General features: G+C 43.8%; 16 protein-coding genes. 9 read left to right on the top strand and 7 right to left on the bottom strand.

The features are described 5' to 3' along the window. Positions 1–220: 220 nt before the first annotated feature. The 5 genes from N7U62_RS00300 to N7U62_RS00280 form a co-directional block, all read right to left on the bottom strand. Positions 221–4,567 carry a hybrid sensor histidine kinase/response regulator transcription factor gene (locus N7U62_RS00300; RefSeq protein WP_264135873.1) on the bottom strand — a complete coding sequence of 1,449 codons (4,347 nt, stop codon included), beginning with the start codon at positions 4,565–4,567 and terminating at the stop codon, positions 221–223. A gap of 232 nt (positions 4,568–4,799) precedes the next feature. Continuing rightward, complete coding sequence (locus N7U62_RS00295; RefSeq protein WP_264135872.1) at positions 4,800–6,911, bottom strand: TonB-dependent receptor plug domain-containing protein; 2,112 nt, start codon at positions 6,909–6,911, stop codon at positions 4,800–4,802. A gap of 7 nt (positions 6,912–6,918) precedes the next feature. Further along, the gene (locus tag N7U62_RS00290) at positions 6,919–7,428 is read right to left on the bottom strand and encodes an STN and carboxypeptidase regulatory-like domain-containing protein (RefSeq protein ID WP_264135871.1); all 510 of its coding nucleotides are present in this window, start codon (positions 7,426–7,428) and stop codon (positions 6,919–6,921) included. 80 nt (positions 7,429–7,508) lie between these two features. Beyond that, positions 7,509–8,681, bottom strand: coding sequence for a FecR family protein (locus N7U62_RS00285; RefSeq protein ID WP_264135870.1), 1,173 nt, complete (start codon positions 8,679–8,681; stop codon positions 7,509–7,511). A gap of 79 nt (positions 8,682–8,760) precedes the next feature. After that, positions 8,761–9,309: an RNA polymerase sigma-70 factor gene (locus N7U62_RS00280; RefSeq protein ID WP_264135869.1), complete on the bottom strand. Its 549-nt coding sequence runs from the start codon at positions 9,307–9,309 to the stop codon at positions 8,761–8,763. 260 nt (positions 9,310–9,569) lie between these two features. On the opposite strand from N7U62_RS00280, the gene katG reads away from it, so the two are divergent. The 7 genes from katG to N7U62_RS00245 all read left to right on the top strand — a co-directional run bounded on the left by katG (position 9,570) and on the right by N7U62_RS00245 (position 19,334). Beyond that, positions 9,570–11,837 (top strand): catalase/peroxidase HPI, encoded by a 2,268-nt coding sequence (gene katG / locus N7U62_RS00275; protein WP_264135868.1) that lies wholly within the window; start codon positions 9,570–9,572, stop codon positions 11,835–11,837. A gap of 975 nt (positions 11,838–12,812) precedes the next feature. Beyond that, positions 12,813–14,084 (top strand): hypothetical protein, encoded by a 1,272-nt coding sequence (locus N7U62_RS00270; protein ID WP_264135867.1) that lies wholly within the window; start codon positions 12,813–12,815, stop codon positions 14,082–14,084. Between the two features lie 114 nt (positions 14,085–14,198). Then, the gene (locus tag N7U62_RS00265; protein ID WP_264135866.1) at positions 14,199–14,693 is read left to right on the top strand and encodes a hypothetical protein; all 495 of its coding nucleotides are present in this window, start codon (positions 14,199–14,201) and stop codon (positions 14,691–14,693) included. Positions 14,694–15,557: 864 nt separating this feature from the next. Continuing rightward, on the top strand, positions 15,558–16,295 hold the full coding sequence (locus N7U62_RS00260) for a DUF6261 family protein (RefSeq protein WP_264135865.1): 738 nt from the start codon (positions 15,558–15,560) through the stop codon (positions 16,293–16,295). Between the two features lie 709 nt (positions 16,296–17,004). Then, a complete protein-coding gene (locus tag N7U62_RS00255) occupies positions 17,005–17,430 on the top strand; it encodes an RDD family protein (RefSeq protein ID WP_264135864.1) in 426 nt (141 codons plus the stop codon). A 454-nt stretch (positions 17,431–17,884) separates the two neighbouring features. After that, positions 17,885–18,520: a hypothetical protein gene (locus N7U62_RS00250; protein ID WP_264135863.1), complete on the top strand. Its 636-nt coding sequence runs from the start codon at positions 17,885–17,887 to the stop codon at positions 18,518–18,520. A 478-nt stretch (positions 18,521–18,998) separates the two neighbouring features. Beyond that, a complete protein-coding gene (locus N7U62_RS00245; protein ID WP_264135862.1) occupies positions 18,999–19,334 on the top strand; it encodes a hypothetical protein in 336 nt (111 codons plus the stop codon). Here N7U62_RS00245 and N7U62_RS00240 read toward each other — a convergent pair. After that, entirely contained in the window at positions 19,324–20,715 is a 1,392-nt protein-coding gene (locus N7U62_RS00240; protein WP_264135861.1) for a high affinity choline transporter 1, read from the bottom strand. The genes N7U62_RS00245 and N7U62_RS00240 overlap by 11 nt on opposite strands. Before the next feature lie 187 nt (positions 20,716–20,902). On the opposite strand from N7U62_RS00240, the gene N7U62_RS00235 reads away from it, so the two are divergent. Continuing rightward, complete coding sequence (locus N7U62_RS00235; RefSeq protein ID WP_264135860.1) at positions 20,903–21,256, top strand: hypothetical protein; 354 nt, start codon at positions 20,903–20,905, stop codon at positions 21,254–21,256. Between the two features lie 23 nt (positions 21,257–21,279). Here the strand turns inward: N7U62_RS00235 and N7U62_RS00230 are convergent, their stop codons facing one another. Continuing rightward, entirely contained in the window at positions 21,280–21,651 is a 372-nt protein-coding gene (locus N7U62_RS00230; protein WP_264135859.1) for a VOC family protein, read from the bottom strand. A 304-nt stretch (positions 21,652–21,955) separates the two neighbouring features. On the opposite strand from N7U62_RS00230, the gene N7U62_RS00225 reads away from it, so the two are divergent. Beyond that, positions 21,956–22,192 carry a thioredoxin family protein gene (locus N7U62_RS00225; RefSeq protein ID WP_264135858.1) on the top strand — a complete coding sequence of 79 codons (237 nt, stop codon included), beginning with the start codon at positions 21,956–21,958 and terminating at the stop codon, positions 22,190–22,192. Positions 22,193–22,216 lie beyond the last annotated feature (24 nt).

Raw genomic sequence — 22,216 nt, 5'->3', positions numbered from 1 at the left:
GTCATAACACGTCGGGAAAACCCCGATCGTGATTGTAAAGATTAGAATGGAAGGGACAAATCAGGTGGAGCCATGTGTATTTAGATTGGACAATTGTTCATTTACCTGTATTTCAACGATTTGCAAACTGTGTTTTGACAGATAATCTACCTGTCGTAAACATAAATCCACCCTTACACATACAATCCATGGCCGACTGTGTGGAAAAGTGAAAGTGTAATCATTGAAAGAGCTTTTCCTGGTACTTTTTGGGCGAATATCCAAAATGCTTACTGAACAATCTGGAGAAATATTTAGGATCATTGAACCCTACTGCGTAGGCTACTTCCGAAATATTCTTATCTCCCTCTCTCAGCAATTCCTTGGACTTCTTCATCTTGAGGTGGTTGATAAACTCTGAGGCTGAATGTCCTGTAAGGGAAGTCAATTTCTTGTGCAGCAAACTTCTACTGATCCCCAATGCGGTCACCAAATCCTTAGATCCGAATTCAGAATTAGAATACTGCTCTTCTACCAACTGAACCGCTCTCTCCATGAATCTTTGATCTTTGGTATTCTGTGCAACAGCTGCTGGCTGTATTTCGTCCTCTTGCTGAAATTGTTGACGCAGTCTTCTCCTAGACTCTATCAAATTGGCAATTCTTGCTTCCAGCAATTCAAAATTGAAAGGCTTAGGCAAATAGTCATCTGCTCCGATTTGCAATCCTTCAATTTGATTTTCGACAGATGATTTTGCTGTAAGGAGAATGACCGGTATGTGACTCGTACTAAAGTTGTTTTTGATGGAGGTGCACATTTCAAATCCATCCATCTGGGGCATCATCACATCACTGACGATCAGGTCAGGATTATACTTTTCAGCAAACTCAAGCCCTTTTAATCCGTTGCTGGCTTCAACTATATTGTATTTTTCGCTAAGCCTAAGCGAAATGAATTTGCGAAGATCCAAATTGTCCTCTACTACTAGAATGGTCGACTTATCATCATTGATAGAAAGCTCTTCCTTTTGCTCAGGCTCCTCCCTTCGGATCATCAACTCATTTTTCAAAATCTCTATCTGAGATTGGATATTGGGTTGATCAGGTTGAACGAAGCTCAATTCCTCTCCTGATTGATAAATGCTTGGAAACTGGATTTCGAAAACCGAACCTTCACCTATTTCACTACTTACGAAAATGTCTCCATGATGAGCCTTAATTAACTCTTCAGTAATCGCCAAACCAATACCTGATCCGCCAATTTTGAAGGCATCCTCAGACTCAATTCTATAAAAACGCTTGAAAATCAAAGGCAAATTCTCCTCACTGATACCTGATCCACTATCAATGACCTTGATACTTACTACCTCCTGACCTTGCGTGTTTTCATCTGAATCCAAGTTCAATCGACTTTCTTCCGCCTTCAGTACCGCCAACTGTACTTTAATCGCTCCTTTGTTTGGTGTATACTTAAATGCATTGGAGAGCAAGTTGTAAAGTATATTCTCTATTTTCTCCGAGTCAAACCAAACCTTATCGGGTATTTGATGAGCTTCAAAACTAAAGTCAATTTCCTTGATTTCTGCCAAAGGAGTGAAGGCTTCAAAGATCTGACGGGAAAAATGTTCAATATTACCATGGCCCACTTTTAATTCTGATTTACCCTGCTCAATCTTTCTAAATTCCATGATCTCATTGATCAAATGGAGCAATCTCTTGGCATTTCGATTAATGACCTCTAAATTATTCTTAACCTCCTCACCAAAGCTATAATTGTTCATCAAGCGCTCTAAAGGTCCAATAATCAAGGTCAGAGGAGTCCTGAACTCGTGAGAGATATTGGTGAAAAAGCTCAATCGAAGCTGACTGACCAATTTCAGTTTGTTATTCAATTCTAGCAATTCATCCCTTCTTTCACCAATCTCACGATTTTTACTTTCCAACTGCGAATTTTGCCCTTCGATGAACTTCTGCTTTTCTTCCAGTGTGGCGTTCGTCTTTTGCAATTGCATAGATTGGTAGGTCAAGGCCTCTTTCTGACGATTGATTTCCTCTGTCCTTTCTTGCACCTGTTTGGCTAGTATCTCCTTTTGTCTTTTCAAACTATAGGTCCTGAAACGGATATAAGCAACAAATCCCGTGGCTATAAGTATCACTGCCAACAGCTGAAACCAAACGGTTTCCCAAAAAGGAGGTGAAATACTGATTTTAAGTTCTGTGGGGGACTCATTGTAAATACCATTCGGACCAGCTGCCTTGACCTTAAAGGTATACTCGCCAGGCTTCAGGTTGGTATAGCTTGCAAAATGTCTTTTGGAACCGATATAATTCCACTGCTGATCAAATCCATCCAAATAATAGGCATAGGTGATCAAATCTGAATCCAAAAAATTGAATGTCGAAAACTCCAGCGACACAATCTTCTCCTTATATGAAAGGGTAATCTCTTTGGCTTTCGAGATTAAGTTTTCTGTTACCTCAACTCCATTGTAGGATTGATGCGGAACCACTGATTGGTCCAGTAGTTTCAGGTCAGTAATGACTACCTCCGGCTGATCAATTTCTTCACTGATCCAGTCTGGATGCAAAACATCCACACCATTCATTCCTCCAAAATAGAGTTTACCCTCTTTATTTTTGAATGTGGAAGACCAATAATATTGATTATTCAATAACCCATCAGAGACATAAAAATTCCTACAAGTTTCCGTTTTAGGGTCAAAACGACTCAAACCATAATCCGTACACAACCACAAAAAATGATCCCGATCTTCCTCAATACCAAATACGATATTGTTACTGAGCCCCGATTGAGTATCATAGCGAGTGATTCTCACCGATTTGTCATTGATTTTAATTTTGTTGATCCCCTGACCATAAGTACCAGCCCACATGTTGCCCACATGATCCTCTATGAGCGAAATCACATAGTTACCGCTAATTGAATTAGAGTTATTGTCCTGGTGACGAAAGGTTTGAATGCTTTCATTGGGTTGTAGCGGATCAAGACGAAAGAGTCCTTCACGGGTTCCTACCCACAGCTTTCCCTGATAATCTATCGTTAGACATCCCACTCCGGATACCAAAACTTTCTGATTTACTGGTTGTACCCGCAATACATCACCAGTTTTTCGGTCCAGACGGTATAGTCCTCCTAAGGTACCTATCCATACATAGCCCCACTTATCCTCTATAATTGAAGAAATAAATGGATTGATGATGCCTGAATCAGTTTCCGCCAAGGTCTGGAAGGGACCATCCGAGCGACCTTCTGGTAAAACATTGATGCCCTGACCCCAGGTCCCCACCCAGAGCTCACCATTTTTCATTCGGTAAATCTTGGTAATAAAATTGCTAGAGATCTGCCTCTGACTCGGAGAGTTGAATTGAAAATGTACAAACTTTTGAGTTTGCTTATTGACCCGATTGAGACCACCGCCTGCTGTCCCTATCCATAAGTATTCCTCATCTTCATAGATAGAATTGACCGTACTATGACTAAGACTATTTGAGTTACCGATTTCGAACTTGATCTGTTCAAAACTGTTCTGTCTGGAGTTGATGATGTTCACGCCTCCCCTTTCTGTGCCAATCCAAATGTTCTCTTCATCATCAATCATAAGGCAATTCAAGAAATCATTATTCAAGCTAAAATTGTCTGTAGGATTGTTCCTGTAATTAGATAGCTTCCCTGTATTCCTATTCATAATAGTGAGCCCCCCCAAAGTGGCAATGAGCAAATTACCATGACTCTCTTCCAGGTTCATGACCGTATTGTGCAACAAACTATTATTAGGGTCATCAGGCTGGTAATAGTAGCGAACAAAGGCATCTCTGATCGGATCATATTGATTCAAACCTACCTCGGTAGCTACCCATAACTGACCATCTCTGGTCACATGTAAATCATGTATCAAATTGGCGGACAGGCTTTCAGGATTCGTCTCATCAAATTGGTGCTGACTCATGATTTCGCCTTCTTTATTGAGTGTATATAGAGCAGAATCAGTCCCTACCCATACTTGACCTCTGGTATCTTCTACTATGGCAGAAACCACTCCACCGTTCAACCCTTCTTTTTGATTGAGGTAAAGATGACGGATCAAGGTAGTTTCACCTTTCGAATTATTGATTTTAAGAGAGGTCAATCCTTCGCTTGAACCGATGTGTAATTCTCCTTTTTTGTTGGAGTAAATAGAATGAAAAGAAGATTGATTAGAAACACCATACTGGCTCAAATCAACTAAACGAAAAACCTTGCGATTATATAGATACACAAATAGGCCTTTGCGCGTACCGACCCATATGTTGCCGAATTGATCCTCCTGTAAAGCATAAACAAAATTATTGCCGAGCGTAGATTCGCCACCAGCACGACTATCAAAAGTCTCGAAAGTGTAGCCATCATATTTGCAAAGACCATTCCAGGTACCCAACCAAATGTAGCCCTGGCTGTCCTGCAACATGCAGTCTACCATGTTTTGCGCCAAGCCATTCTCTGTAGTCAAATGCTTGAACCTGTAATGCTGAGACCAGATAGTATGGAAGCTAAACAGCAGAACAACCCATATCGCAATCCTTTTACTCATTGTCAATAATTTTATCTCTCAACCATATTTGAATCAGACCGATTCATTTTCATGCCTGTCAAAGGTAATTATAAAGTGTACTTATTACACATAATAGTAAAACTACCTCTGCTACTAGGATAATTCTTCGGGATGGATATCCTTAAGATAAGATTTTTTCAAGAATAAAAGGATTGCAATCGAGCTAGTTTAGCAAAAAGATAAAAAAGGACAATAAAACTCAGTCATGGATCTAAAACTCAATGCGGTAGTTCAATATTGGTATTAGACCGGCCATGGGGTATAAGTAAACTTCCTCTTTGACACTATCATAGTCTTCGTACCAGATATTCATGCGATTGGTCGCATTTTGTACGTTCAGGGATATGACATGCTCTGATTTGGACTTGTAAAAGTGAAGCTCTGCCCCAATATCGAGCCTCAAATAGTCCTTTGACTGAACAGGAAACAAATCCCCTTCCTGATAAACTGTTTCTCCTTCGAGGATGGATTGCTCCAGATCGACGGGGACATAGCGCTTGCCTCCTGACCAAATCAATTTGGCATTTAAACCGATCATCTTATTATCTCCCCATTGAAATTCCTTACCGCCTACCAGATTGTTAATGAAACCGACATTGTAGCGACTGTCTCTCCATTTCCCATCTGCCGCCTGATATTTGGAATCAAACAAAGAGGACGTGATCAAAAAGTAATAATTGTGGGTGAAGTACTTCTGCAGGGTCAATTCCAGGCCGTAGTTGCGGCCTTTACCTATATTGGCCAGGGTATCGTCTGGGATCAGTCCTCCGAAGATCGGCGACCAGAGCTCATCAGGGTTGGTAGACACAGGCAGGTTCATGATATACTGAAAGTAGCCCTCTGCTTTGAAAGAAAAGTCTTCCCAAAATTTCTTTTCATAACTGGCGACAAAATGCACTGCTTTGGTCAATTCCAAATCTCCATTAGGGTAAGACACATTACCCAGATCATCAGTGGCTTTCACGAAGTAAACGGGCAAATTTTCGTGTCTGCTATGAAGCCCTGCTCCTATACTCACCTTTTGATTGTGATTCAGGGCTACTGACAGCCCCAGTCTTGGCTCCAGAGAATTGTCCCTACTGAGAGCGAAATGTGAATAGTGCAAGCCATAAGTCATAGAGATATCGTTGGTAAACTTGTACCTGGCCTGAAAGTACAACTGATAGAGCTGCGTCTGATCATGACTATCCAGATAGGTGTCCCATGCATCTGTGTCTTCCTCCCTTTGTCTGGTGTAGTAATTGAGATTGAGCGAGTTATATATCCCTCCAGCGCGCATAGTGGTACGACTGGACAATTTCCTGTTGTAATAGGAGCTAATACGAGTCGCTCTGTTTTGAAGATCGTCATTGAATTCGGGTCTCATCTGTCCCTGGTCATTCATCTCCTCATAGTCCTCGCCACTGAAACTCATCGAAGAAGAAATCACCGTACGCACATAAGATTGTTGATCCAGAAAGATTTCGTGACTTAGCCCGGTGGCATACATCCCCGTTTCGGTCACATCCCTATATCCATCTTCCAGATTTTCTCCGAGTTCAGGGCTAGGTATAAATTCTTCATGTACGTCTGATAAGCCACCTATCCCCCAGAGAGAAAAGGTCCCTATTCGCTTGGTTGGAAAGTTCAATTTAAATGAGAGATCTTGATAGTTAGGCAAGGCATTTTCAGAGATCTCAAAATTCAGATCGTTGAGAATCGACAAGGTGGAATAGCGATAATTGAAGAGGAAGGACCCATCATAGCCTTTCTTGAAAGGACCCTCGGCCGAGAGATCAACTCCCAATACTCCCAGCTGTACCGTGTATTCATTCTCACGATTGTTTCCCTTTCTTAAGTTGATATCAAAGACACCCGAAAGCGCATTGCCATACTCGGAGGGGAAAGCGCCCGTGTAGAAGTCAGAGCTTCCCAGCAGATTGGCACTGAGAATACTCACTGCACCTCCAGAATAGCCCTCTTCGGCAAAGTGGTTTGGGCTGGGCACCTCCACTCCTTCTACCCTCCAAAGCAGCCAATTGGGAGAGTTGCCACGAATGATAATCTCATTGGACGCATCATCGCCAGTAGATACGCCAGCAAAGGACTGTGCCATGCGGGCCGGATCGCTGAAACTCGCTGCATAGCGTTTGGCCTCCTCGGCATTGAACACCTTAGCGCTCACAGTAGCCATGTCATTGAGTGGTTCATCCCGATCTACAGATACAGTCACCCCTTCCAGCGCCTGCACTTGCTCTGTCAGCTCGGCAGATAACACCACTTCCTTAGCCGAGCCTACCAGCACTTCTGGCAACACGGCATCTGCATATCCCACATAGGACATACGGATATCATATTCTCCCTACCGGTACATTTTCGATCACAAAATTGCCGTCAATGTCTGACACAGCTCCCAGTAGCGGTTGCGTACCCAGCACTGCCACAGTCACATAGGGCAGCGGCAATTGCGAATCCCGATCCAGTGTTTTGCCCCGGACAGTCTGTTTCAGTCCCGATCCATTAGCAGATTTGGCTTCTCCCTTGGTGGCTATCACGATTTTATCTCCTACGCGCTCGTAGGTTAGGTCTTTACCCTCCAGGGCCTGATCCAACACCTCTTCTACTGTTCCGTTCTGGATGTCCACACTCACGTTTGTTATTTGCTGCACCTTCTCGTGATTGAAAATGAAGACGATATCTGTTTGCTCCTTGAGCGTGAGAATCACTTGCTCTAAAGTCACGTTTTGCATCCGTAGACTGATACTTCTGGATTGGCCATAACCAAACTGCGTAGACAGCAGAATGATGATAGCCACCAAAGTCCCCGCGATGAGGATAGAGGTTTTGATTGATTTTTTCATAGTTTTACTTTGAGATTGAGTTTTAGAACTTGATTAAATTAATTTCAGAGGGAGGTGTTGCAGCACTTCCCTTTTTTTGTTTATTGAATGATTATTGTTTTCTCTTTGAGTTTGAATTGCACCTCGGCGGTCTTCTCTAGCAGGGTCAATATCTCCAATAGCCCTTCCTGATTGTCGAATTGAGCAGTAAAGTGATAGTGCATAGCTGCCTCGTTTTCGAACTGAAATTGAAAATCATACCAGCGCGCCAATCGCATCATCACATCATGTAGATTATCATTGCTAAAGACCAGTTTCCCCTCTTTCCACAAGGTGAAAGGTTCAGTATCGACCTGTGAGACCTGAAGCTCCTGCCGATTCCAAACGCTTTGATCTCCGGGTGCCAAAATCTGAGACTCCACCAGCGATCCTTCTTCTTTGACTTCCACCTGGACTTTGCCCTCCACCAGCGTGGTAGCCATCGACTCTTCATCATAGACAGACACATTGAAGGAAGTACCCAGAACCCGAACGTCTATATCACCTGCATGCACACGAAAGGGGCTGCCCGTATGTGTCACCTCAAAATAGCCCTCGCCCGTCAGATACACTTCTCGTTGCTTAGCATCAAATGCGACGGGATACCTAAGACTGGATTCTGAATTGAGCCATACATGGGTACCATCTGCTAACTCCAATTGATAGTGCTGGCCTCTAGGCACGGTCAGTTCATTGTAGATCAACTCCTGAGTAGCATCTGCAGGATCAGCTTGTGTCTTATACACCAAACTCTCCGCATCGTTGGTGATCTCAGCTCTGCCCTGAACGATAACAGATTGAGTAGGCTGATTGAGTGCTAATTTTTCTCCATTGGCCAGCTGAAGCGTCACTGACTTGGGTGGCTGGGTGATGATCTGCTCCACCTCCGACAGGTCTTTGTACTCGGGTCGGAAGGCCAGAAAATAAAAGAGATAGACGATAGCCAATGGAAGCAGTACAGCCGCAGCGTATCGGAAATATTGCGCGACGGGCCACTGGACCGTCTTAGTGGCTGACAGCCTGTCCTCTAGCTGATCCCAGTTGCGCTGCTTGTCGAACATCGCGTAGATCTCTAATCGATCCATCTGACGATCGGTGCTCTCCACCCTCTCCAGCAGAGTTCGATTGGCCTCCTCTCGATCGCACCAGTCCTGCAGTCGGCTCAGACCCGTGACGTCTATGCTTCCTTTGATTTTTTGAGCGATGAGCTCGGCTATTTCAAATTGTTCTTCCATGTTTTATTTCCTTACAGATCTAAAACAAGCAAGCCCCAAAAACGGGTGAAGAGAAATTGAAATATTTTTAAATCAGGAACTAAAAAGCCAACATCAGCACCTCAAAGCTGGAGCCCATTCCTTGCCTCAGCTTGCTGTATCCTAACTTTTTCTGGGTTTTGACGGTATTTTCAGAGACGGAGAGTTTTTCTGCTATTTCCCGGTTTTTTAGTCCATTGAGTACCAGCAGCATCACTTGTTTGCAAGAGTCGGGAAGGGTTTCTATTTCCAGATGCAGCTTACCGAACACCTCCTCTTCGATCACACGGGCACTAAAAAACTGCTCTGATTCCAATTCGTAAATGAGCGCCTCCTGGTTCTTTTCTCTTACCACCTGATGTTTGAGTTCATTGAGGCACTTGTTGCGCAGCGAAACGTAGAGAAAGGACTTAATCGCCATGTGATGCTCAAAATTGGTTCTGGCCTCCCATAGTGAGACGAAGACATCCTGAACCAAATCCTCTATCACCTGAGTATCCCGCAGGTATTTGTACCCAAAGCCACACAGAGCGTGAAAATGCTGATCAAAAATGGCTTGAAAAGCCTTTTTATCGCCCTGGGCCAATTGAGATGGGATGTCTGCGTTCAAAGTAAGTTATCAGTGAGGTTTTGCAATTCTAGCGAATAGTTACCTTATCTCACACTAACAACTCGCTTTCCATTCAAGCCCCTTACTTTATAGTTATAACCTATCAATATTCTGCATTCAAAGCTTGAATCCACAAGATCTATATCAATCTCATAAGTTTCCTCTATCACACTATCGAAAAAAGCGTTTTGATTCCGTTCGCAAGGCAGCCAAATCCCTCCACTTTTACATCACAATCAATAATTAAAACAACTACATATATGAAAAAGATACTCGCATTTGCTTCGCTTATCGCGCTGAGCTGGTTCCTCCCAGCTTGCCAACAAGAAGCTGCCAAGGAGGAAATGTACGCTGAGGCTGATGGTAAATCAGGAGCTACTAAAAAAGAAAAGAAAACAACGAATAAAGACTGGTGGCCCAACCAGTTGGACCTAAGTATCCTCAGACAGCATTCGTCCCTATCTAACCCAATGGGTGAGGAATTCAACTACGCCGAAGAATTCAACAGCGTAGACTATGAAGCACTGAAAGAGGACATCAGAAAAGTATTGACAGAGTCACAGGAGTGGTGGCCAGCGGATTTCGGACACTACGGTGGTTTGTTCATCCGTATGGCATGGCACAGTGCGGGTACTTATCGTACTGCAGATGGACGTGGGGGATCAAGAGCTGGACAACAGCGTTTCGCACCTCTTAACAGCTGGCCTGACAATGCCAATCTGGACAAAGCAAGGCGTCTGGTATGGCCTATCAAGCAGAAATATGGCAACAAGATCTCATGGGCTGACTTACTGGTATTGGCTGGTAACGTAGCACTGGAAGACATGGGCTTTGAGCCTTTCGGTTTTGCTGGAGGTAGAGAAGACACCTGGGAGCCAGAACTAGACATCTACTGGGGAGCGGAAAAAGAATGGTTGTCAGATGCCAAACGCTATGACGAAGAGCGTGACCTGGAGACACCACTAGCCGCTGTACAGATGGGATTGATCTATGTGAATCCAGAAGGACCTAACGGCAACCCTGATCCGATGTTGGCTGCAGAAGACATCAGAGCGACATTTGGTCGTATGGGTATGAACAACGAGGAGACTGTAGCCTTGATCGCTGGGGGACACACCCTGGGTAAAGCCCACGGTGCAGGTCCTGCCTCGAACGTAGGCCCAGATCCAGAGGCCGCTCCTATCGAAGAGCAAGGTTTCGGATGGAAAAGCAAATACAAATCAGGAAAAGGTGCAGATGCGATCACTTCCGGTTTGGAAGTAACCTGGACTCCTACTCCTACTCGTTGGAGCCACTTGTTCTTCACTAGCTTGTTCGAAAACGAATGGGAATTGACCAAGAGCCCTGCGGGTGCACACCAGTGGGTGGCCAAAGATCCTAAGATGATGGTACCGGATGCCTTCGACAAGGAGAAGACCCACAAGCCGACCATGTTTACTACAGACCTTTCATTACGATTTGACCCAACTTTCGAAAAGATCTCACGCAAATTCTATGAGAACCCTGAGTTGTTCAATGATGCCTTCGCTCGTGCATGGTTCAAGTTGACACACCGTGACATGGGACCTAAGACGACCTATTTAGGACCTGAGGCTCCAGACGAAGATTTGATCTGGCAAGACCCAATCCCTGCAGTAGATCATCCATTGGCTAGCCAATCAGATATCGCAGGATTGAAGAAGACGCTTTTGAACTCTGGCTTGACAATCAACGAAATGGTGACGACTGCCTGGGCTTCTGCTTCGACTTACCGTCACTCAGACAGAAGAGGGGGTGCCAACGGCGCACGTATCAGACTCGCTCCACAGAAGGACTGGGAAGTAAACAACCCAGCACAATTGGCTAAAGTATTGGCTGTATACGAAAAGATTCAGAGCGACTTCAATGCGAAAGCAGCACCTAAGAAAATCTCTATGGCTGACCTGATCGTATTGGCTGGTGATGCAGCGGTAGAGCAAGCAGCAGCTAATGCTGGATACAAAGTAGCCATCAACTTTGTGCCCGGTCGTATGGATGCCGTTCAGGAGCAAACAGACATCGAGTCGTTCAACCTGCTGGAGCCAATGGCTGACGGATTCCGTAGCTACCTGAGGACCAAATATACCCTCTCTACTGAGGAACTATTGGTGGACAAAGCACAGCTACTGACGCTGACAGCTCCTGAAATGACTGTTCTGGTAGGTGGTATGCGTTCGTTGGGTGCCAACTATGACGGCTCGTCTAAGGGCATCTTCACCGACGATACCAATGCGCTGAAAAACGACTTTTTCGTGAACTTGCTGGACATGAGCACAGAATGGAAAGCCGCTGACGACACAAAAGAAAACTTCGTAGGCGTGGACCGTAAGTCTGGAGCAGAGAAATACAAAGCGACTCCTGCAGACCTGATCTTCGGATCTAGCTCTGAGCTGAGAGCATTGTCTGAACTATATGCGCAGGCCGATTCAGAAGAGAAGTTTGTGAAGGACTTCGTAGCTGCCTGGGACAAGGTGATGAAGCTAGATAGATTCGACTTGATCTATCAGTAAGAATTGGTTAAAGTTTGATTAAGATGAAGAGGCGGCTCGGTAGGGTCGTCTCTTTTTTTGTTTATTATTGGGCTGTATTGCAAATACTTGGGAAAATCAGCATGCTTTTAAAAGCGCGCTAGTGGACAATCATCATTTATAGGGCTCATTAGACAATCACATGTCAAAAATCTTAACGGTATATTTCTATTATTTCTTAGAAAAGGTTGATGGTGATCGTAAGATGTCAACTTTCAAAGCCTGTTTGGTATTATCATTTAATTTCACAATGAATGCATTCTTTATCTTTCGTTTATTACAGCTACAATTTGATGGGCTTAATTTTTTAGATTTTAATGGCCCAAAATACTTTGGAGTATTGATAGTAATGCTGTTGATTTCTTATTCATTACCAATAAAAAAGAAAGCAGATATCAATTATCGGAGCAAAATATTGGCTTATACCTATATTGTTGTTTCCCAAATATTAATGTTCTATTCCTTAACGATATGAAACCTCGGTTCCGGCCATACTCCCTCCCGCAGGTTCTCCGAACCTGTGCAAAAAATGACCCAAAGGCTTCCAGCCGTGACAATTGCAGCATGCCAGCGATAAGCTACACGGGCATAGCCCTACAGTCCATATGGATTACAGGTTCGGAGAACCTGCAATAGTGCTGAGTACATCGCCCGCCTGCCGGATCGGGAAGGAGGCATTAGACAAGCAGCCAGAGGTATCAGCATTCTACAAGACCAAAACGTGCTAAAAATAGCTACTAGCAGCGCATCTTCTACTCTGCCTGTTCGATCCTTCGACATGGCTCAGGATGACAGGAAGAGAGACATCCCCTCCCGCAGGTTCTCCGCATTCCGGAGGACAGAGAGAACCTGCAATAGAAACAGCTCCCAGTAATCGGATGACTAGCATTTGCCCTTTTCCACAAGATTTTCTAGATTAGATAATTATGAAACCGACTAAATCTATCCTGACCAACCATGCCCAAGAAGAAAAATAAGCGCAAAAAATCCAGCAAGAAACATCTGGGCCATAAGGCCATGGTAAAGCGCCACATCAAAGAACGTTACGCTCAATTCTGCAAAAAAGTAGATGCCGTACTAGAGGACATAGAGGCTGAAGAACTCCGTGCTGATATGTCCAAAGAAGATTTGAGACTGATGTATATCCTACGTTTTCAATCCCCCAGAGTAGAATCTGCAGAAGAGTTTCAATTTCATCCCAAGACGATCAAGGACTTCCAAAAGGTTATAAACAAGTATATGGAAGACAATACATTCAGTCTAGAGGGCAGCGACCAAATACTCACATTTCATGATTACTTCAATGTAATCAAGAGCCTCAACTGCTGGGTGCACTCCATGGAAAAGGAGGAATACCCCAGTATAAGTGTATATATCAAAGAAATAAAACCGATCGACGACTATTGTAATCTAAGCAACAATGCAGAGCGACATTTCTTCGTATTTCTACAGATGCTAAGCAAGGAGATCACCCCAAATCCTTTCAAAGAGTTATACTTCTTTACAGCGCAATACGAAGAACAAACTCATCCAAGACGATCCTATGGATATAAAGTATATATACACGGTGCTACCCCCACTATCAAAACAGTAAAACTAGATAGTCATAACCGTAGCGTCTGCATGTATCTCGCAAATGGCAATGGTAGTGCGGCTGTGCCCAAATTAAAAGCTTCGGATATCGATCCTAATAGCCTAATCAGGAACCTGGAGCTGCCTGTCTATTATCAAAAGCATGTCATGGGTCGATTGTACGAGCGGGTAGATTGTTTTGATCGCAACCTCATGAGATGTTGCATGGATCAATCTCTCCTATCGCCTAAACTGACGCCCATTAGCTCTACCAGGGCTTTATTGACCTATTCCTTTTATGGTTTCAAGCTGGGCTACTTCGTAGTAGAGGTCATAGACGGGATCGCTCTGCTACGTACCTTCCTTTTCCTCACCAACGATGATACACCTGAAGGGGATCTATTGAAGCGAAACCTGGGTATAAGTAAGCTCGATAAAAAGTATACCGGATTAGATCGGCTAAGCACCTTCTTGCACTCCGACATCAAGGAAGACAAACAGCTTCACGACCTCTTGAAGGCCTCCAATTGTGATCATCTCCTGCATGCCCATTCGTGTATAATGGAATTCTCAAATCAATCAAGCTCTGCCTTCGATGCAGACAGCATGAAAAAATACCTGATGGTGGAAGAAGAGAGCCTATCTGAATCTGCATGAGTATATACTTGCAATAACGAGAGAGATGAGTTTAATTTTAACTTTACTTCCACGTGCCAGCGAACGGCTAAGAATGCTTGTCATTTATCAAAAGGACACTAATATAGAATTTATATGAAAAAAGATTATGGCAATCTGATTTATCATGCTTTATTAAACTCGCTCCCTCTATTAGGAATATTTTTCCTAATCAAAAAATGTATTGACGAAGCTGAAGCCATTCCATTCTTTATCTATTGCTCCTTTCTAATATTAGTCTTGGTGATTACCAGGCTAAGAATGATCGAAAGTTATTGCATAGACGGTAACACCATAACAATCAAAAGGATTCATAACTCTGAATCATTTCAGTGTACTGAGATAAAAGAAATCAATTACACAAAAAGCGGTTCAATAGAAGTGCATTTGAAGAACTCTAAAAAACATTTCTTGTCATCAAACAACTCAAAAGAGCTACCGGCATTTACTGAACATATTGTCGAATTAGCACCAAACCTTCCTTCTCCTAAAGAAGTTGATGTAATTGTCAAACAACTATCTAAAAAAGACAAACTCCTAATTGTAGGATTGCTGACCGGACTGATAGTTTCTTTTTTTCTTTCTTTCTAGAGCTTTCAGTATCGCAAAAGATGAAAATTCCCTCCCGCAGGTTTTCCCTGTCCTCCGCAGGAGGGCAAACCTCCGGAAACAATACCTCGCAGACTTCTAGCCGTAGCACTCGCGGCAGGACAGCGATTACCCATACTTACCCCAGTCTTCAGACTGGGAGCCAACCATACGCCCCACAGAGGGCTTTAGCCATAAATCCTTTCTCATATTCAAAAACATCTGCGACTCGAATAGTTCTAGGCTAAAGCCGGGTTAATGCAATTTCTAATCCACAGGCTGAAGCCTGTGGCTAGAGCTATCACCTCTCTCTTATAAAGTGTAGCGGATGACCACACATTAAGGCCCCACTCGCCCTCGTTTCCAAACGGGGATGTACGAGAGAAGCGATCCTGGCCGACCGGCAGGCGGGTGCATCGCGATTTGTCCCATCTCTCGCTATTTCCTGCCAAATAACAGTTAACTACTTGTGCATTTACCAATCATTGCTTACATTAGTAAATAATGAAGCCAGCCAAACTTTTCCTTCCTTGCTACTCTAGTAGCGATCCACAAGACGATTTTAACCAGTATTTTCACATTGTAGCAAAGCCGCTGCAATCTGCAGCGAGTGCTTACAACATCTCGCAAACGCCCTGCAAATTGCAGCGGCTGTTTTCAAGGCCTAGCAAGCTTCCTGCAATTTGCAGGAGACTTGTTACGTGCTATCAGCTCTTCCTGCAGATTGCAGGGACAGATTTAGAACCTAGCAAGCTTCGCGCAATTTGCAGCGGCAGATTTAGCTTCATAAATCCGCCCCACAGCTCCCCGATAGGTGCTTTACAACCCACATAAGCAAACTAATTTTTAACATAAACTATAATAATTATGATCAACCGTATCACCCAAATGCACTTGAGAAACACCGAACATTCACAATTCTTCAGCGATGTGCTGGGTCTCATCCAACGCCAGGATCCGAGCGTCCTCAAAGTGGAAGAAGCCTACAACCTACTCAAAAGCGAACATGACCAGCTGGTAGAGCTGCTCAATCCCGAAAAAGGAAGCCAGTTGACCGAACAGATCGAAGAGGCCGACGACCTTCGGGACGAACTGCTCGTCGGTATCTACAAGATCGTAGATGGCACCACCGCCCACTACAATCCCACTCAGCGAGCCCATGCCGAGACACTGCTCCGCAGTCTGGATCTCTTTGGCGGTATGGGGCTGGCCCGCGAAAACTACCAGAGCGAAACGGCCGGTATCAGCAGTATGCTCTCCGACTGGGACAGCAAAACAGAGCTGACAGAAGCCGTCGCGGCACTCAAGCTCAAGGGCTGGCAAAATGCCCTGACCCTAGCCAACGAGCAATTCAACGACCTCTACCTCAGTCGCACCGAAGAGACCAGCGACATCAACCCGGTAGGTGTCAGAGAGCTCAGACTCAAGATGAAGGACGACTTCTACGACCTGCGCGACCTGATCACCGCCTACTACACCATCCACAAGGGAGCAGAACCCTACGCCACTACCATCAAGCAACTCAACACCCTGATCGACCAATACAAGCAGCTCCTCAAAAGCCGCAAAAGCAAAGTCAAGGAGCTGATCGAAATAGAAGACTAATTGCATTCATTATGTCCATCGAGGCGACCCCAGCGGGTCGTCTCTTTTTTTGGCTATTATTGGGGGTGATTTAAAGCATTAATCAAAACCATGAATTAGAAATGAAAATCCGAGTTCAGTTACCTATAAACAGGAGTCATCGAATAATATTAACATATATTAGTCTTGTTTGTTTTTTTCTAATGATTTTCGGATTAGCTTCAAATAGTATTTACCCGTCTTGGTTTGTCAAACCCCTCGTATTATTATTCTTCATTAATACAGTTACATTATCTCTTATACCCCGATTCAAAGAAGTAATATGGGATCATTCAACGGCAAACATTGAATTAGACAAACAAAGCATTCGGGCTGATGAAATAGTAACATTAGAGCTTCAAAAAGGATCTGTCTTTTTTAATGAAAGTATGATCATTTTTAATCAGCCAGATCATAAGTTAAAAAGCATGGTAAGGTTCGTTCTCTCTGAGAATAATGTGTTAGAGCAAGAAATATTAGTCAAAGATGAAAAGTATTTTCAAAAAATAAACCAGTTCGTATCTCAATCGAAATAATAACTATTCTGTCGGACTTTTGTAAAGCATGCTGATTGATACATCCCCGATATTATATCATCTCGACCACCTCCTCCCTCTGGCGCACTTTTGTAAAGTGTTCTGGTTTACACAGGTATTTGCAATACGAGGGAGATAAACTTAGATTTAACCCTATGACCGAATCGGTAATTAACTATACAAAAGCAAATGTTTATGACAGAGCTGTTTCATTTATAATAGACCATATAATCATAACATTCATTTGGGGACTTTCATCTTTTCTTATATCTGGATCAGATATGCTTGAATCAGATTTTGATCCAACAGGTTTAAGAAACACCATGTTAGGTACCATTCCTTTTATTCTTTTGCTCTATTTCTGCAAAGATCTACTTTATGGTAAAAGTCCAGGACGGTGGCTTATGGGAATCATGGTTAGAACAGAAGAAAGTTATCAATTACCTTCCAAGAAACAATTGTTCATCCGTAATCTTTACTTGGTTATTTGGCCTATAGAATACTTAGTACTTGCAGCTAGTGAAGACAACAAAAGATGGGGAGATGAGAAGGCTAATACAGTGGTTGTATACACCCCCTAGCGACCATAAGGATACAAACCCTACTAGGTGTAGTTTGCAACTACATCTCACTATCATCTCTCCCGCAGGTTCTCCTGACCTCCGCAGGAGGGCAAACCTGTGGAAACAATGAGCCAGAGGCTTAAAGCCGTGACAATTACAGCAAATTAGCGATCACCCAAACTTACCCCAGTCTTCAGACTGGGAGCCAACCATACGCCCTACAGAGGGCTTTAGCCTTAAATCTTTTCGCCCTATTCAAAAACATCTGCGACACCAATAGTTCTAGGCTAAAGCCAAATCAATTTCTTTTCTAATCCACAGGCTAAAGCCTGTGGCTAGGCTATGCCGCTCTCCTAGAAGTAAAATAGTCTCGTCACTAGCAATCACTTGCAATGAAAAGAATCGCTACCTATCTTCACCCACCTAAATATCACAACCGATTGGATCCATTATAACCTTAATTCAATTCAGTATGAAAAACATCACCGGTGTACTAGTTCTACTCGTTTTTGTAACTTCTTGTAGCTCAACCCATCGAGAAACAGCCAATCAAGACAGCTCCGTAGATTCACTTCTCACAGCTGTTGTCACAGAGCAAGCTACTGACATCATCGTACCAGAGGAAAAAGAACCAGAGGAAGTTGAACCACAAGAAAAAGAACCAGAAGATGACTGCATCTTTGATCAATCGACCCAGACAGACGAATTTTTAAAGGGGATCAAAGAACTGGAAAACTATGAATGGGACGACATAACCAAAACGGCTACAATTCCACTAGACAATGGTGACACCTTATATGTATCAAGAGGGGGCTGCTATAGCTTCGGTGTTTCGGCGCTTTTGAAAACCACACAAAACACATCCCAATACGCCGACTGGAATCAGGTGTTTGAACAAGCACTTTGGATGTCGGAGGTTCTACAATCAGAATTTGCTCACGAAGAACTCAAAATCGATATCGAAAGCAACAAAATAGAGATAGAGAGCTATGACGATCAAGAAGTAGTAACCTTCTCTGACGAATACCTACAGAGCAACCACTACGAATTGACCCGAACCCTGGGAGAAGAAGCAGTGACCATAGAGTTGAGCTATTATATCAATTAAGCACTGGCTCTATACCCTCCCGCAGGTTTTATAAACCTGTGGAAACTATAACCAGGAGGCTTCCAGCCGTAACACTAGCAGCAGGCCAGCAATAACCCATACGGGCACAGCCCTATAGTCCATATGGATTACAGGTTCGGAGAACCTGCAATAGTAGAGCAGCAAGCCAGCGATCACCCAAACTTACCCCAGTCTTCAGACTGGGAGCCAACCATACGCCCCACAAAGGGTTTTAGCCATAAATCCTTTCTCATATTCAAAAACATCTACGACACGAATAGTTCTAGGCTAAAGCCAGGTTAATGCAATTTCTAATCCACAGGCTGAAGCCTGTCGCTAGGGCTATGCCCTACACTAGATGTACCCAGTTCCCTCAACACTTTGCATGGTGAGATATCGCTGCACCCATTTTCTACATCCTCGATTCCAACCATCCCATCCCCATGCGTGTCATAGAGAGGAGAAACAAAGAAACAAAATGATCAAACACATATACTGGATAGCTATCATAGGCATGCTAGCGACCGCAAGTTGCGAAGAGGAGAATGAGTCTGGAGAAATTGAAGACTGCCTTCAATCCCATCTCGAGCAAAACGACATGGTGGCCTACGATGATCAGGAGATTAGTTGTCAGTTCTTTATGGTTCAGTACCTCTACCTAAACAAGCAATACTACCTGCTAGGCAATCACTGTGCTGATATGGTCGTCTACCCTACCGACTGTGATGGCAATCAACTATGTCTAAATCAAAATGAGACTTGCGATTTTTATGAAAAGGCCGAGCTAATCGGTATCGTGGGGATTAGGGAGTGAGGTTCTCATTCCTATCAGGCCTCACCCAACTCCCGATAGGCAAAGTAACTGTGCTGGCGGCCAGTCCATATATCGTGGCGTCTATCTGCGTGTCCATGACATAGCAGGTCAACCAGACCGCTGCCCCAGAGCCCATGGACAGCCATGCACCGAAGTGGGAGGTTCGCTTCCAAAACAAACCTGCAGTAAAAGGCACGAAGACCGACACCAGTACCAGACTTAGCGAGGCAGCCACCAGGGCTACTATATCTGAGTCGTTGAAAGCAAAGAAGCACGAAACTGCCGCCACCAGAATCACACTCAGTCGGGTAAACAGCAATAGTCTTTTGTCTGGCAGATTGGGGAAATAGGGTTTGATCAGGTTCTCTCCCACCACGGTAGCGGGTGCGAGCATAGCTCCACTTGAGGTACTCAGTATCGCAGATATCATGGCACCATAAAAAAGAATCTGCACCGGCAGACTGGTAAACATCCCCACCAGAGACAGAATCAAACCTTGTCCATGATCACCCCCGATGAGTTCAGGGTGAAGATGAGCACCAGCCAGCGCAATCACCAGAGGTATCGAAGGCACGACCAATAGCAAGAAGGCTCCCAGATAAAGCCCATTTCGAGCTGCCAATTCGTCCCTGGCAGAGAACACCCGCTGGTATATCTCCTGTACCGGAATACAGCCAGCTGTAAATGCCAATAAGAGCGTGATGTAATCATTCCACTCCTCGATCCCCCCAGACGGTATCAAACGAAAGAAAGACCTGGGCTGATGAGAAAATAAGTCTACCAACCCATCGGTCTCAGACATCACAGCGAAATAGAGGATCACCAGACCCAGCAATATCAAAATACTCTGCAACATATCCGTATAGGACACCGCCCACATGCCTCCGACATAGGTGTATAAGATTACAATAGAAGCACCCAACACTATGCCTATATCTACGGGCAAGCCCATTACCGCTTGAAATAAATATCCTAGGGCGACCAACTGAGCAGCAATCCAGCTCGGATAGGACAACACCATAATGATTGATACAGCCAGATCCATCTTAGGACCATAGCGCTTGCGAAAGAAATCTCCTACAGTGACCAAATCCATTCGATAGAGCTTGCGAGCATAGAAGTAGCCCACGACTAGTAGAGTGAAGACCCCAGTAATGGTGAGCGTCAGAAAGGAAATAAACCCATCCTCCACAAAATGCCCAGGATTGGCCAGGACCTGACTGGAACCAAACCAGGTTGCAAACAAAGTCACCCCGACGAAGGAAGTGCTCAGGCTTTTGCCCGCCAGTGTAAAGTCACCCGAGGACTTGATTTTTCGAGAGGCCCAAAACCCGATAGCGAGGGTAATCAGTAAATAGAATACAATGAAAAATATAAGCAAGGCTAGGTAGTTAATTAGGTGAGTAGACTAAATCCAAATTATTAATCCTTAGGAAGATAAGCATTATTTTCAAAGCTAGCGTAGTGTATTCTCTTGCAGCATGTATTTTTCCAGTCGCCAATTCCAACAAAACTCTTTGATCATGAATCAATATTTTTATTTTTGAGGCAAACATTAATTCAGATTTATGGCAGGGTATGAGCTCATCAGGCATCAGGGAAAAGAAATTCTAATCGTCGACTATACCGACATGAGCAAAGAGGATATTCTAAAAACCATGGAAGAAGCCACAGCCTATGCACTAGATCTCAATAGACCTCTACTGCGCTTATCTAATATGACAGGCGTATTTGCCGTAAAAGAAGTGCTAGAAAAGGCCAAAGAAAGCGGCAAAGTCACCAGCCACCTCACCATCAAAAGAGCTGCAGTGGGCATCACGGGCGCCAAAAAAGTACTATTCAATGCCTACAATCGATTCACTGGCAACCACTCCAGAGCCTTCGACTCTGTAGAAGAAGCCAAAGATTGGTTAGTTTCTTAGTCGACTATTAACTATTCACTATATCAAACATGCTGATCGATCAATATGGCATTGCCATCTGGATCAATTAGGGTGATACTAGCAGGACCACTGCCAGTAGGCTCGGCTTCACTTGCCAAATCGACCCCCTGATCTTTGAGGGATTTTTGTATCTGTCGTATATCGTCGAACTGCTCCAATGCATTGGCATCAGCATCCCATCCAGGATTGAAGGTCAGGATATTGCTGTCGAACATCCCCTGAAACAAACCGATCAGAGTACTCTCATTCTTCATGATCAGGTAGTTCATCTCGATGTCCCCACCGAATACAGTAAAGCCAAGTTTTTCATAAAATGCTTTGGAAGCATGGATGTCCTTTACGTTGAGACTAATAGAAAAAGCGCCGAGTTTCATATCAATTGAGTTTAGGTAATGAGATTGAGGCTTGAAGCCATTGGCTTCAGGGATTAAATTAAGCAAAAAGTAAAAAACAACTAACTCTTTAGATACAAAAGATACCCATAGGCACTGCTTCCTCCTCAACTTTCAACAGGGAATCAGGATGAGAATTCACGGTCAATTTTATCTTCAAATGTGACTTTAGTCACATTTATTCTCCGATCACTGGGCTAGATTCACATCAAGAAAAAGACGGTAGAACTTTGGGGTATTCCCTCATAAAAGAACAATCCTTTCATTCACAAAAAACACCAAAAAAATGAGCGTAGCAATTAAAATATTAGGGACCGGATGCCCAAAGTGTCAATCCATGACCCAGGTGGTAAAAGAAGTGGTGGCCGAAAAGCAAATAGATGCCCAAATTGAAAAGGTAGAAGATATAGAAGAAATCATGAAGTACAATGTGCTGTCCACGCCTGCCATGGTAGTCAATGACACCATCAAAATAAAAGGGCGGGTACCCTCTAAAGATGAAGTACTCGCACTGCTCAGCTAAAGAGCCAAAACAGATCACGACTTT

The organism is Reichenbachiella ulvae (genome assembly GCF_025833875.1).
GTDB lineage: Bacteria > Bacteroidota > Bacteroidia > Cytophagales > Cyclobacteriaceae > Reichenbachiella > Reichenbachiella ulvae.
This window is presented reverse-complemented; position numbering and strand designations above follow the sequence as displayed.

Excerpts from the sequence above, each read along its gene's own strand:
- N7U62_RS00295 (WP_264135872.1), bottom strand. The coding sequence starts at position 6,911 with ATGTCCTATGTGGGATATGCAGATGCCGTGTTGCCAGAAGTGCTGGTA.
- N7U62_RS00300 (WP_264135873.1), bottom strand. The coding sequence starts at position 4,567 with ATGAGTAAAAGGATTGCGATATGGGTTGTTCTGCTGTTTAGCTTCCAT.
- N7U62_RS00245 (WP_264135862.1), top strand. The coding sequence starts at position 18,999 with ATGATCAAACACATATACTGGATAGCTATCATAGGCATGCTAGCGACC.
- katG (WP_264135868.1), top strand. The coding sequence starts at position 9,570 with ATGAAAAAGATACTCGCATTTGCTTCGCTTATCGCGCTGAGCTGGTTC.
- N7U62_RS00225 (WP_264135858.1), top strand. The coding sequence starts at position 21,956 with ATGAGCGTAGCAATTAAAATATTAGGGACCGGATGCCCAAAGTGTCAA.
- N7U62_RS00235 (WP_264135860.1), top strand. The coding sequence starts at position 20,903 with ATGGCAGGGTATGAGCTCATCAGGCATCAGGGAAAAGAAATTCTAATC.
- N7U62_RS00270 (WP_264135867.1), top strand. The coding sequence starts at position 12,813 with ATGCCCAAGAAGAAAAATAAGCGCAAAAAATCCAGCAAGAAACATCTG.
- N7U62_RS00265 (WP_264135866.1), top strand. The coding sequence starts at position 14,199 with ATGAAAAAAGATTATGGCAATCTGATTTATCATGCTTTATTAAACTCG.
- N7U62_RS00285 (WP_264135870.1), bottom strand. The coding sequence starts at position 8,681 with ATGGAAGAACAATTTGAAATAGCCGAGCTCATCGCTCAAAAAATCAAA.
- N7U62_RS00250 (WP_264135863.1), top strand. The coding sequence starts at position 17,885 with ATGAAAAACATCACCGGTGTACTAGTTCTACTCGTTTTTGTAACTTCT.
- N7U62_RS00230 (WP_264135859.1), bottom strand. The coding sequence starts at position 21,651 with ATGAAACTCGGCGCTTTTTCTATTAGTCTCAACGTAAAGGACATCCAT.
- N7U62_RS00260 (WP_264135865.1), top strand. The coding sequence starts at position 15,558 with ATGATCAACCGTATCACCCAAATGCACTTGAGAAACACCGAACATTCA.
- N7U62_RS00290 (WP_264135871.1), bottom strand. The coding sequence starts at position 7,428 with ATGAAAAAATCAATCAAAACCTCTATCCTCATCGCGGGGACTTTGGTG.
- N7U62_RS00255 (WP_264135864.1), top strand. The coding sequence starts at position 17,005 with ATGACCGAATCGGTAATTAACTATACAAAAGCAAATGTTTATGACAGA.